Source organism: Psychrobacter immobilis, from assembly GCF_904846225.1.
In the GTDB taxonomy this organism is placed as follows: domain Bacteria; phylum Pseudomonadota; class Gammaproteobacteria; order Pseudomonadales; family Moraxellaceae; genus Psychrobacter; species Psychrobacter immobilis_F.
In genome coordinates this window covers 158043-171317 of the sequence record NZ_CAJGZJ010000002.1, presented here as the reverse complement: position 1 = coordinate 171317, position 13275 = coordinate 158043, and the positions used below count along the sequence as shown (strand labels likewise).

Genomic DNA, 13275 nt, shown 5'->3' with positions numbered 1-13275 from the left:
ATACGCTATGATTGAAAATTGGACAAAAGAATTTATTATTCAGCGCTTGCTGGCCATTACTTTATTGGTGGCGTTATTCGTATTGTGTTTTCAGGTGATACAGTTTTTTATTGTACCGGCACTTTGGGCGGCAATTTTAGCGTATGTTACCTTTCCAATTTATAACTTTTTTTATGAAAAAGTTAAGCTGAGTCCGAATTTTAGCGCGGCTATCATGACCGTTAGCATATCGTTAATGATAGGTGTGCCGCTGGTTATTGGTGTTTTTATCTTACAGCAAGAGGCTTTGAGCTTAATCACCAACTTGGTTTATCGTATAAAAGTTGGCTATTTAGACGTTCCTAGTTCCATTAAAGACCTGCCTATCGTTGGTCAGCAAGTCAAAGATGTGCTGTGGAGAATCAATAAAAATCCCGAGGGAACGCTTGAAGCTTTTCGTATGTGGGTTCAGTCGCATCTGTATTATGGCAAAGTAGCATTTGATGTGGTGTTCAGTGTTTTGGCCAAACTTGGCATGGCACTAATGACATTGTTCTTTTTTTACCGTGACGGCACCAGTTTGGTTCGCCAGATTCGTCAAGCGCTCCGCAATATCATTGGCAATCGTATTGATGGATATATTGACTCTGTAGGCACGACGACGCGCGCTGTCGTATATGGCATCGGGCTGACGGCATTGGCACAGGCGCTCCTTGCGGGTGTTGGTTATTATTTCGCTGGCGCACCAAGTCCTATTTTATTGACCATTGTCACTTTTATCATCGCATTGATTCCATTTGGTACGCCATTCGTTTGGGGCGGGGTATCAATTTGGTTGTTGAGCCAAGGTCATACCGTAGAAGGAATCGGTTTGGCGCTGTGGGGCACTTTAGTGATTAGCTGGGTGGACAATTTAATTCGTCCCATTGTGATTAGTGGCGCGACCAAAATTCCTTTTATCATCATTTTTATTGGCGTATTGGGTGGTCTGACAGCCTTTGGCTTTGTCGGTTTGTTTATTGGCCCTGTGGTACTGGCTATCGGATTGGCGGTATGGCGCGAATGGATTTCAAATCATAAAAATGAGCTATTTGCGCCACAAGAAGTGGTGTTATCAGATAGCCAAGCGCTGCCACCCATTGATAAAGCAGAGTAAATATTCAGATACTTTTATAGACAAAGTCACCATTAATAATGTTGCAAATATGATGAAGGGCAGAATGGATACCACGAAAAATATCACTATTATCGCTGATAGCAATATCGCCAACTTGGACGATTTTTTTAATGCGTCAACGCTTGGGCAAGCATCGATGCAGACCGTGAATATTGTCACCGTTGCTGGACGTGATATCAATGCGCAATTACTCGCAGATCTGCAACCTGATGTTTTATTAATACGTTCTGTGACGCCAGTGGGCGAGGCGTTATTGGCTGATAATGAGAGTGTGCAATTTATTGGTTCTGCGACTATCGGTACAGATCATGTCGATCAGGACTATTTGACGATGCGTCATATTACGTTCGCCAATGCTGCTGGTTGTAGTAAGCATTCTGTCGCGCAATATGTTTTGACGGCTATTTTGACCTTGCGTCCGCAGTATTGGCAGCAATCAATGACGCTTGGTATTATTGGACTGGGTAATATTGGCAATACGCTTGCAGGCTACGCAAATGATTTGGGCTGGCAGGTATTGGGTTACGACCCATTGCTACCGCCCTCAACTATCAACAATGCTAGTCTCGCGCAATTACTTAGCCAAAGTGATGTTGTCAGCTTACATGTGCCACTTACGGACAAAAAAAGTACGGATAAAAAAGACGAAAATACTGAGCGTACTAACCGCGCTAACCGCGATCTTGACTATCCAACGCGTCATCTAATCAATGCAGAGACGTTGGCAATGATGCCAGCTCAGACGATGCTGATTAATAGCGCGCGTGGGCCTGTTATTGATGCAAGCGATCTTGAAGCAGATATCGAACGTACTGCGCGACAAGTCGTGCTTGATGTGTTTGAGCATGAACCGCAAATTGCCGAGCATTTATTATCCAAGCTTGCCATCGCCACACCGCATATCGCCGGCTACACGGTAGAAGGCAAGCTGCGCGGTACACAAATCATCTATGATGCCCTATGTGAAAAATTGGCAGTGATACCCGCCCAATCTATGCAGGCACTATTGCCACTCAATATGTTTTTATGGTCAGAATTAAAAGCGCATCCAGATAAGCTAGTCAAGTTTTATGACATCAGGCAAGATGATGCGGCATTAAGAAAAGAGGCCGTTGATGGTCAAGTAAGTGGCGCTGACTTTGATCGGCTAAGACACGATTATCATTTACGCCGTGAATGGCAATGTTAATAGCTAAAAACCCTTTATAAATCTGGTTTAAAAATACCCTTTAAAACCTATTATTCGTCAGTCGCAGTAGATAATAATGAACCAAGCCAGTAATTCGTCTGATCACAAGCCCAGCTACGCGCCCACCATGTCACTTGCTATGGCGCAGCAGCGTGCACAATTCATGAATTGCATTCGTCAGTTTTTTATTAAACGACAAGTGCTAGAAGTACAGACGCCGCTACTATCGCAAGCAGGCAATACTGATACTTTTTTACAATCAGTTGCGGCGCAAGTCACTTACCAAGATAAACCCTGTACTTATTATCTGCATACTTCACCTGAATTTGCCATGAAGCGTTTATTGGCCACTTGGCAAGTGCCTATCTATCAGATTTGTCCGGTATTTCGAGACAATGAGATAGGCGTAAGGCACAATATTGAATTTACCATGCTGGAATGGTATCAGCCAAATTATAGCTTGGCAGATATGGCATTTGAGGTTGGCGAATTATTAGAAATGCTCTATGGCTATCCCATTGTGATGAATCACTATCGCTATGTTGATGCTTTTATGGACTTCGTTGGCATACACCCGCTGACCGCCAGTCTGTCTGCTCTACAAGCAGTGGCAGAAGACAAAGGTCTGACGGGGTTTGATTTTAATAGTGAAGCAAGCTGTGGCACAGATAGCGAACAAGACCGTCGTCAAAGCTGGCTTGATCTATTATTCAGCCACGCGGTCGAGCCAAATCTGGGGCATGATTTACCGACATTGATTATAGAATATCCACCTGCTACAGCGGCATTAGCAAAAACTGCCCTCGATAAAGAAGGGAACAACGTGGCGAAGCGTTTTGAGCTGTATATCAATGGGGTTGAGATTGCCAATGCTTATGATGAGCTGGCAGATGGACAAGCATTAAAAAAACGCTTTGAACAAGACAATCAATTGCGTCAGCGTCATAATCTACCATCCATGCCAATTGATGAGCATTTGATTAGAGCCTCTGATGATCTCATACCTTGTAGCGGTATTGCGGTTGGACTAGACAGATTGCTTATGGTGATAACGGGAGCGAGTAGCTTAGAAGACGTTATTTCTTTTCCTAGCGGTTTGGCTTAGCATTACACATTTAAGGTTTAGAGTTAATAAAACGAAAATGCGCCCTAGTATCTAAACTAGGGCGCATTTTTTTGATAAGTTTTTAACTTGCGAATAGAGTGGTTATAAGCTGGCAATCGCTTCTTTAATTGGCGTGTCACCGTTACGAAGCCCAAAAACTTGCTTGATGGTATTGTCAGCGGTCAACACTGCCGCTAATGTAGTGGCGACATCTTCAATTGTATTTTCACCAGCTTCACTATCGTTGATGGTGATTTTACCAGTGCCTGCTTTCTCTTTTAATGCACCAGCCTGTACGATGGTGTAGTCAAGCGTACTGTCATTCACTAACCAATGATCTGAATAATGCTTACTAATGTAGTAGCCTTTCAAGTTCATAATGGCAGGGCTGTCCCATTTACTAGTATCTAGTGAAAATGTGGCGCTAAGCATGATATAGCGTTTGATACCTTTGTCTTGCGCGGCCTGCATGGTCTTAACGGCACCATGCAAATCGACTTCTAAGACATCTTTACCACCAGAACCTGCCACGAAATAAATCGCGTCGATGTCTTTGTCCATTTGATCTTGAATGGCGTCTTTTTCAGCGGTGATATCTAAGTCAATTTGGCTATAATTGTCGGCATCAAATAATATCTTTTCTTGACGTGTGGTGCCGATAACTTGATGATTCTCTGCTAATAGCTGCTTAACTAAATCAGTTCCCACTCGACCACTAGCGCCAATTACTAAAATCTTCATAATCATTCCTATTTTTATTTATATGCTTATTGATAGTAATACCATTTCCAAAAATTTGAGTAGCAAAAAACGAGTAAAAGCACTACATCTAGTAGGCTAAACGAGTTCGAAATGGCTAATCACGTCTTTTGGGATTGGATTAAAACTGAGCATAGCGTAACAAGAATAGGCGTCACACTTCGTTATGAAGCGTGCTGATTGCATAGTGTTTGGTTATAGAGTGTATACCGTTTGCAAGGAAGTAAGAGCAAAGGATTGATAAGAAAGGTAAGAGTAGATAAGTGAAAAAAGATAGTTTAGAAAAAATGGATATCACATGGCAATGATGAGAAGTACTAACGTACCAAACGATTGAGACCATCAGCAAACGCTTTTTTGTCACGGTCGCCGTAAGGCTTTTGTCCGCTCATTTCTTGTAGCTCTAGCACACCAGTGCCGCGCATCGTGTCCATAAAGTCGCGCATGTTGAGTTTTTGCTTGATGTTGTTTTTATCGTAAACCATACCGCGCGTCGTCAATACCATACCGCCTTTGTCCAAAATGTCATTGGCCAAAGGAATATCGCTGGTGATAGCGAGATCACCGGGTTGTATTTGCTCCACGATATAATCATCGGCTTTATCAAACCCTGATGGCACCACTGTCATGACAAGTAGCGGTGACTTACGCAGCTTAATTGGCTGATTGGCGACAAATATCGCCATCGTTTGCGTACGCTCAGCGGTTTTTATGATCAAATCTTTGGCGATCAGTGGCACTGAATCGGCATCCACCCAAATCTGCATTATTTCTTAGCCTTCTTCACTGTGGCCTTAGCATCTACGCTGTCTGTTTGATTGCTCTTAGTGGTGACATTGGTAATGGTGAAACTGGTATTTTCTAAGGCGTCATCAGTGTCGGTAATAGTTGGATTATTTACCATTTTTGGCAGATCAACAGCAGCCATCGATTTATTATCAAGACCCATTTTATTGGGCAGTATCGTAACGAGCTTGGCTAAAGCAGTCTCTAAATTAGCCACGTCATTAGGCATCAAGGTAATGTGAGCAATTTTACGGTCGTCACGCTCAGCCTTGTGATAGCTATGATAGTGCACGCCATCAATATTTAGCACCGCGCTGATATCGGGATATTGTCCCAACACGTTGAGCATAATCGCAGGATGTACATTGTCTGTATCGCCCAATGGCAAATTGACCACCGCGCGAATATGGTTCTCAAATTGGCTGGTGACCGCACCCTCAATACTCCAGTGCCCAGAATTGTGCACACGCGGCGCAATCTCATTAGCGAGTACAGAGTCATGACCGCGCGCGTCTTTGGTGACGAACAGCTCAAGTGCCATAACCCCAACATAGTCTAAATGATCCATAACCGTGGTAATGGCATCGGTTGCTTGCTTGAGCAAATGGCTGGTACCAACGGCAGGCGCTTGAGTCTTGGCCAAAATACCATGATGATGATGATTTTCGACCAAGTCATAACAGCGTACCTGACCATCTTGTCCTCGTGCTGCGATAATAGAAACTTCACGGCTAAAGTTAATAAAGCCTTCTGCAATCAAGGGGGCGGGCGTTGGCGTCAGTGAGCCTTTGCCATTAACAGCGTCTTTGAGCTCTTGCCAAGCCGCTTTGATATCACTATCTTGCTTGATGACAAACTGACCTTTACCATCATAACCGCCGCGGCTGGTTTTCAGCACAATTGGCAGTCCCAATGCATCACACGCTTGCTGTAATTCAGCTTCAGAATTGACGGATTTAAAGGGAACGGTTGCGATATCAAGCACATTAAACATCTGCTTTTCTTTTAAGCGGTCTTGTGCGATATCAAGGGCAATCAGCGGTGGAAACATGCCGTGTTTACTACCTGATTTTGATAAATCAGTCAGTTGCTTGACCGTCGACGTTGGCGTGTTTTCGAACTCCAGCGTAAAAACATCTGCCGCTGCAATGAATGCTTCTAGTTGCTCGCTATGAAAGACGCGTCCATATAAACTGGCGGGGCAATCAGCATTGTCTTCTAAAAACACACACTGATAGCCTAATGGTAAGGCGGCTTCGGCAAGCATCATACCAAGCTGACCACCGCCTAAAATACCGATGGTACGAATGGTTTGGGTAACAGGGTAAGCGTTTGCTGTAGTCATGGCAGGCTCTTTAAGTTAAAAATGAATAATGTTTTTGGTGTATTAAAATCTGAAAATTAATCTATCAAAATAGGAAAAGGTGCATTGTATGCACCTTGTATTAAGTAAAGACCATCTAAAAAAAGTATCAAGTAAAAACCTTTTATAGCTGGGTCATTGGTATCAGCAGTGCTTGCTATAAATTATTAACAGTCAACGAGATTAATTGTTGATAATACCAGGCGTTGGGCTGGCAAGAATGGTGTCGGTTTGCGTGGCACGCAGATGGTCTAGCTTAGTAGCAATCGATTCATCATGCAAGGCCAGTACTTGAATCGTAAGAAGCGCGGCATTATAAGCGCCTGCTGCACCAATCGCTAACGTGCCAACAGCGACACCTTTAGGCATTTGTACGATAGACAGTAAGCTGTCCCAACCGCTCAGCATAGAGGACTTTACAGGAACACCAAAGACAGGCAGTGACGTCTGGCTGGCACACATACCCGGCAGATGGGCGGCACCGCCCGCACCAGCGATGATAACTTGTAAGCCGTTGCCTTTCGCGCTTTTGGCATAATCAAATAATCTATCAGGCGTACGGTGTGCCGAAACCACTTCACAATCAAAGGCGATATCGAAGTCTGCTAGCAACTGTGCAGCGGCGCTCATGGTTGCCCAATCAGATTGCGATCCCATAATGATGCCAACTTTTGGCTGACCAGCAGGAGAGGTGATAGGTGCGTTTTGCTCAACAGTATCGGTGGTAGCTGACATGATAGCCGATGTAGTGCTCATGCTTTGATATCCTTAAAACGACCATCATACAAAAGTTTTGCCGTCTTCGTAAAGCCAAGTTTAATGTTTAATAGCGAAGCGGCAGCAATAGCGCTGATTTTATTGGTTTGTACTGGCATAATCATCATGCTGGTATTGTACAAAATGACTGGCGTTCAATGGCAAAGGTTGTTCAGTATCAATCTGATAACAAGTGAGATAACCACTATCTACCGCTGCCGAATAATCGGTGCAGGCAACTTGCGGACTCAGCGGTTCAGGCGTCCCTGTCAGCCAATAATGTCCGACAAACACAGGTTTATCAGTTTTAAGCGCAAAGTCGATATTTTCGGCCAAGGCATCATTTGGAATTTGTGCCAATGCGGACAAAGGTGCACGTGCCACCTCAATAAGCGTGCGGGTATTTAGCTTATCAAGCCACCAGCGAACTCTTACTCTAGTGCGCTTAGTGCCTTCTTTATCGACCATTACCATGCCATCAGGTAGCGCCGTTTCTACGCCTTTTAATACCCGCTCTAGCGCGTCAAACGGCACAGTGTTTTCTTTGGAGGTTAGAATGAGTGCGTGCTGCGTTAAGCGATTATCCTCTGTCAATAACGGCTTTAATGCAGCCATGCTATCGACATCCCAGCAGGCATGCACAAAGCAGGCAGAGTCATTCTCAAACCACAAAGGAAGCTCATAAAAGCGCTGTAGCCAATACTGATGGCTGTCTGAGCCAAACGGGACTTCGGCCAAAAATGCTTCATGCTGGCGTAAATGTGTGTCGTTGTGTGAGCGTAAATATTGGGTGGAGTCTTGAGGGTCAAGCGTGGCAAAGGCCAATGCATTATATTCATGATTGCCCATCACCGCATCAGCCACATCGGCATCCAACATGGCAAATACAATCTCCAAGGTAGCGACTTGCTGTGGTCCACGGTCAATCAAATCACCAATAAATAACGCTCGATGGCCGACTGGTGGCATGAAGTACTGACCGTTATGGCGGTAACCTAACTGAGTGAGCAAACCAACAAGCTTGTCTGCGTAGCCGTGAATGTCACCAATAACATCTATAATCATAATTAACTATCAAATCTTAGTGTGTAAAAGGGTGCAAAACGTAAGATAATACTATAAGGCAAATAGCCATTCAAACGGACTTTAAGCAGTTGTCATATTTAATTTCATGACGATTGCCAGTTCTACAATCAATTACTTTTGCCAATAGTTATTTCTGCTAATTTTATTCAGAGATACTGTATTTTATTCAGAGATACTATATCTAAAAACCAGGCGACAATAAGGCATTGATAAAGTGTAACAGCACTTTTGGTTCTAAAATAATCGTGGCGATAACACCAAACGCCCCGCCCCATAAGTGTGCCATATGATTGATATTTGAGCCGCCGCGTTTATCAGCATAGATGCTATAAGCGATATAAGCCACCGCAAAAAGTATCGCAGGAATAGGAACAACGGCAAAGAGATAGATTTTTTCCCACGGTGCTAGCAAAATAAAAGCAAACAAGACGGCTGATACACCGCCTGAGGCACCAAGGCTTAAATAACTGGCACTATTTTTATTTTTAATATAGCTTGGAATCATCGCAACGATAATGGCCAATACATAAAAAACCACAAAACCATAACCAAATAAGAAAGGTTGATACAGGCCTTCGATAGCACGACCAAAAAAGTATAAAGTAAACATATTAAAGAGTAGGTGCATACTATCGGCATGGATAAAACCATGAGTGACAAAACGATCCCACTGGCCATTGTTTACCGCTGGTGGATAAAAAATCAGTCGATTAAATAACGCCTTGTTTTGCCATGCCAATAAGCTGACAATAACAGTAATAATAATGATAAGAGTCGTGTGGTTAAACAAAGGAAAATCCTTAGGACGTGCCTGATATATGACAATGTTATAAATGACAATGTTCAAAGCCTAAGCCTAAGCGTACGGCTGGGTAATGACTAAACATAACCGATGACTTTATTGCTAAGCGCTTTATTGCTAGGCACTTTATTATTAGTCACTTTATTAGGTATAGCTATTAATAATAAAGTTATACTAACAGTAGTTAGCCTAATACAAAAAACTATTATGTGACAAAACGATGCGTTTTTAGGATGTTTTAGTAGAACTCTCGTATAAGTTGTTCGTTTACGCTTGTAACTCTGTGAGCAAAAATCAAAAAACCATACGTTTGTAAGTTGCCTCTGTCTGCGCAGGCACAGCAAGCAAGAAAAATTTACCCCAGTCACGCAGGGTAGTATCGTGTATCCATTTTATTCAGTATCGACTATATCTTGATGACAATGGTGAAAAATAATAGAAATATCCTAAAGTAAGATGGTTATAAATAAAATAAACACCTCATTTTTTTGTAGATTTAAAGTGAAGGCCGAAAGAGGCAATAATCTATGAGTATGATCGACCAATTAGAAAAAACCGTTACACCAGCGGTGTTAGGCGACAGCGACATCAAGGATAACGTGGCTTATGTTAGTTTGCTTGAGCAGTTTTATGCCATTTTAGCAGCGCGATTGGCAGTGCCTCAGGTTTACTCACAATTAATTCGTACTGATGAGGTGATTGCTGCGAGCAGAGCAACAGAAATCTCATTGTTTGAACAGCTGTGGCAAGATCAACAGACACGGCAAGTTATCGTCCAAGAACTGGCAACCACTCATCATATTGATACGTCTACTACCTTACAGCTGCTCATCAATGCCGCGCCACTGGCTTATCGTGAGCTCAAAATATTGGCCAATGGACAGTTTTTGCCAGCGTTTTTGCAGGCAGAGCAGGCAGCATTGCGTCCGTATCTACCGATATGGTCAGCACCTATTATCATCGTTACAGACGCTAATACTGTGCCAATGGTCGATACTGTTTTGGGTGGTATGCATCAGTCTATTCCAAGCACCAGCGCAATCGCTGCATCTACAGCGTCCTATGTAGAAAATATTGATATAGTAAATACCAATATAAAAAGTGCCGATATCGCAAATAACGATATAGAAAGTCGCAATGTAGAAAGCCGTCATCTAGAAAATACTGAGACCCATTTTGGTGACAATACCGATGCTATTCATGTCAATCCATCGGCACATCATTGGGCAGAAAACAGCAGTATGAAGCACGAAAAAGTGCGTACCCGCAATCAGCGCAATGATCTACTGATAAGGGTGTTTTTATTGATAGTCGCCATTGCAGCGCTAGGGCTTGCTGCTTGGGCAATATTAACCAGACCTAATAGCGTACCACTGGTAGAACCAGTGGTAACAGAGCCCGTTGTGGTAGCGCCACTAGCGCCGCCAGCACAAGTCATGACACCCGTTGAGCTAATCGTTGGGGTGGACAACAGCGGTAGTCTATACACTTGTAGCGGCACAATTGGCGATGAAGCACTACAAAGCACGTTGCAACAGGCGCTCAATACCAGTTTTGGTGAGCAAGCGAGTATTTGTGAATTGACCGTACAAGCGGGCATCGCAAACAGCATAGCGAATATACCTACCGAGGCGTTGTCCAATATCCTGACTTTGCTCAGACCGATACCGTTTGCCCGTCTGCATTTGCAAAATGACCGTCTCATTTTAGAAGCGCCAGATAATTTGTTATTGCAACGACTGGCTACAGATATACGTACGTTGGCACCAACCATGACCATAGATAGTGTTGCGCCTTTACCATTGCCGAATACTAATGGTGATACTGCAAATAATATGTCAGGCATGAACGGGGTCAACAATCAGTTTGATTCCAATGCTAACGTGGTAGACAACGCTTATAACAACGACGGTTATAGCAATAATGCGAATAGTTCTGATGGTAATGTAAGCAATAATGGTGCGGGTGCTGGAGAGTACCAAGCAGGAGATGACAATACGGGCGATAGTGTGATGCCTGCACCAGCACGCAATAATCCGGTGCGCAGTAATAACGGCAATCTCACTAATATACCTCGTAATTCAAGTAGCAATGGCCCTACAAACAACAGGCCGTCGGGTCCTATCTCACAATCAGAAGTAGACGATATGGCGAGTAGTGTCATCGTTGCTGAGCCAGCGCAAGTAAGATAACGGCTGTTTTTATATATACGATTACCGTCATTATTAATTACGACAGTCAGTTCAATATAAAATCGATACCAGTAGCGCGTGATAGTCTTTGGTCTTATTTTATTTAGGCTTGACTATATGTTATTGGTTTGTATGCCGACGTATTTATAGTTACGAGTAGCGGCTGAAACATTACTTAACGTATCATTTGTACAACAGCGCCTTCATTGTGAAAATAGACACAATATTTTTATAATAACAAAGACTGAATATCGCTCTCGATCATTTTAGCTGTCAGGATTTTTGCTCTTATTTTGTATCAAAAATTTCTACATCGAAATTTCACACTGTGATTTTATTTTTTATCATTCAAATTATATTAATAAGTAATGGAGGAAACATATTATGGATATTATCAATCATTTGACACGCACCGTGAGTCCTGCGGTATTAGGCGATGACCATAGCCCAGCGAAGCAGAACTTGCTTGAGCAGTTTTACGCTGTTTTTGCTGCTCGTCTTGCTGACCAAGAAACTTATAGTCGCTTCGCCAGCGAAAATATCGCTCGTGATGATCAAGGGTTTTATGACCGTGTTTGGACAGATGATTCGCATCGTGATCAAATCGCACGTGAATTGGCCAGCACGCATAATGTTGATCAAACAGCCGCTCGCGGTTTAATCGCGATGGCAGCGCCGCTTGCTTTTCATGAAATCAAGAGCTTGGCAGGGGCGACTCCCGTACCACAATTCTTGAATGACAACCTTGCTAGTTATCAGCATCATATTCCAGTGTGGGCCAGTACGGTCTTACCAGCTGGCATGCTCGCGGCAACGCCTGTTGCTGGTGAACGCATATCTGATACCGTTAGCACAGCGCCTCTACAACGCGAAGAAGAAAAGTCGGGTAGCTTTCTGAAAGCACTGTTGCCTATCATTGGTTTGATTATCTTAGGTGCATTGGCATGGGCACTGCTTCGTGGTTGTCAAGAAAATCCTGAGCCTGTCGCTACGCCAATGGCAACTGAGCAGCAAGCGAATGAAGGTGGTGAGCAAGCAGTGGCAGCGGATATTCAGCCTGCCTCGTTAACTATCGCTACTGGTGAAAACAATGAATTGTACGCCTGCCGTATGAGCGTTGGTGACGAGACGCTACAGACCACCGTTATGAATGCGCTGACCAGTGCGTTCGGTGATGAGGCCAATAAATGCCGTGCGGATGTCGATGATAATTTTGCCGTAGATATGCCAGCCGCTGCCCAACTTGCGACTATTTTACCTATTATCAAAAACGTACCAAACGCCAGCATGGTCATCGAAGGCAATAACATTACTGTCAATGCGCCAGATGCGGCCGCGCTCGATAAGTTAGTGGCTGACCTACAAGCCGCTGCACCCGCGATGACGGTAACAGCTGAAGGGCCATTAGACGAGCAAAGTGAAATTGATGATAGCTTGGCCGCCGCTGACATGGCAATGAACAACCTTGGCGAAAACCCAAATCCTCGTGATGTTGCCCGTGCGTTGAATCTGCAAGTAGTGAACTTTGCCGTGGATGAAGACATTATTCCTGATGCCAATAAAGCGATCTTAGACCGTGCCGTTGAGATCATGAAACAAGTACCAGATATGACGCTAAGCATAATCGGTCACACTGATAATACCGCAAGCAACCCATATAATATGAAGCTGTCACAAGAGCGTGCTCAGGCGATGAAGGATTACATGGTGTCAAAAGGCGCTGATGCCAGTAAACTGGTCACCAAAGGCATGGGTGAGACCGATCCTATCGCTGATAACTCTACTGAACAAGGTCGCTTCCGCAACCGCCGTATTGAGTTTGTGGTCTATGAGGAAGCGACAATGGGTAATGGTGGATCGACGGTGGTAAATGTTGAACCTAATGCAGCAAATGATGGCATGGCAATCAGTAATGATGCGCTTAATCCAGATCTAAACCCATTAGACAGCGATAATGATGACTTATTGCCAGATGGTGATGATGCCACTCAAGGTACTGCGTTAGATCCAGCGAAATAATATTTTATCGCTTGTCTAGTTCTCGCTTATTCAAAATGAGCAGATGATTATCAATGACTAAA

The 13275-nt window shown here is 43.7% G+C and carries 11 protein-coding genes; 5 read left to right on the top strand and 6 right to left on the bottom strand.

Annotation, left to right across the window (positions count from 1 at the left end; all coding sequences use genetic code 11):
- Positions 1 to 7: 7 nt before the first annotated feature.
- The 3 genes from JMX48_RS02370 (at position 8) to epmA (ending at position 3450) form a co-directional block, all read left to right on the top strand.
- Entirely contained in the window at positions 8 to 1135 is a 1128-nt protein-coding gene (locus JMX48_RS02370; RefSeq protein WP_201533859.1) for an AI-2E family transporter, read from the top strand.
- 64 nt (positions 1136 to 1199) lie between these two features.
- Positions 1200 to 2345 (top strand): 4-phosphoerythronate dehydrogenase, encoded by a 1146-nt coding sequence (locus JMX48_RS02365; protein ID WP_227687856.1) that lies wholly within the window; start codon positions 1200 to 1202, stop codon positions 2343 to 2345.
- Positions 2346 to 2421: 76 nt separating this feature from the next.
- Complete coding sequence (gene epmA, locus JMX48_RS02360; protein ID WP_201533858.1) at positions 2422 to 3450, top strand: EF-P lysine aminoacylase EpmA; 1029 nt, start codon at positions 2422 to 2424, stop codon at positions 3448 to 3450.
- 102 nt (positions 3451 to 3552) lie between these two features.
- On the opposite strand, the gene JMX48_RS02355 is transcribed toward epmA, so the two are convergent.
- From JMX48_RS02355 to JMX48_RS02330, 6 genes are all read right to left on the bottom strand, one after another.
- Entirely contained in the window at positions 3553 to 4191 is a 639-nt protein-coding gene (locus tag JMX48_RS02355; RefSeq protein WP_201533856.1) for an NAD(P)H-binding protein, read from the bottom strand.
- A 335-nt stretch (positions 4192 to 4526) separates the two neighbouring features.
- The gene (locus JMX48_RS02350; RefSeq protein WP_021814375.1) at positions 4527 to 4976 is read right to left on the bottom strand and encodes a YaiI/YqxD family protein; all 450 of its coding nucleotides are present in this window, start codon (positions 4974 to 4976) and stop codon (positions 4527 to 4529) included.
- Positions 4976 to 6340, bottom strand: coding sequence for a 5-(carboxyamino)imidazole ribonucleotide synthase (locus JMX48_RS02345; protein ID WP_201533853.1), 1365 nt, complete (start codon positions 6338 to 6340; stop codon positions 4976 to 4978). Before JMX48_RS02345 ends, JMX48_RS02350 begins: the two co-directional genes overlap by 1 nt.
- A gap of 201 nt (positions 6341 to 6541) precedes the next feature.
- Positions 6542 to 7114: a 5-(carboxyamino)imidazole ribonucleotide mutase gene (gene purE / locus JMX48_RS02340; RefSeq protein WP_201533850.1), complete on the bottom strand. Its 573-nt coding sequence runs from the start codon at positions 7112 to 7114 to the stop codon at positions 6542 to 6544.
- Between the two features lie 99 nt (positions 7115 to 7213).
- Entirely contained in the window at positions 7214 to 8179 is a 966-nt protein-coding gene (locus JMX48_RS02335; protein WP_201533847.1) for a metallophosphoesterase, read from the bottom strand.
- 202 nt (positions 8180 to 8381) lie between these two features.
- Positions 8382 to 8990 (bottom strand): rhomboid family intramembrane serine protease, encoded by a 609-nt coding sequence (locus JMX48_RS02330; RefSeq protein ID WP_201533844.1) that lies wholly within the window; start codon positions 8988 to 8990, stop codon positions 8382 to 8384.
- Between the two features lie 539 nt (positions 8991 to 9529).
- On the opposite strand from JMX48_RS02330, the gene JMX48_RS02325 reads away from it, so the two are divergent.
- Positions 9530 to 11194, top strand: coding sequence for a hypothetical protein (locus JMX48_RS02325; protein WP_201533842.1), 1665 nt, complete (start codon positions 9530 to 9532; stop codon positions 11192 to 11194).
- Between the two features lie 384 nt (positions 11195 to 11578).
- Positions 11579 to 13213 carry an OmpA family protein gene (locus tag JMX48_RS02320; protein ID WP_201533838.1) on the top strand — a complete coding sequence of 545 codons (1635 nt, stop codon included), beginning with the start codon at positions 11579 to 11581 and terminating at the stop codon, positions 13211 to 13213.
- Positions 13214 to 13275: the final 62 nt, after the last annotated feature.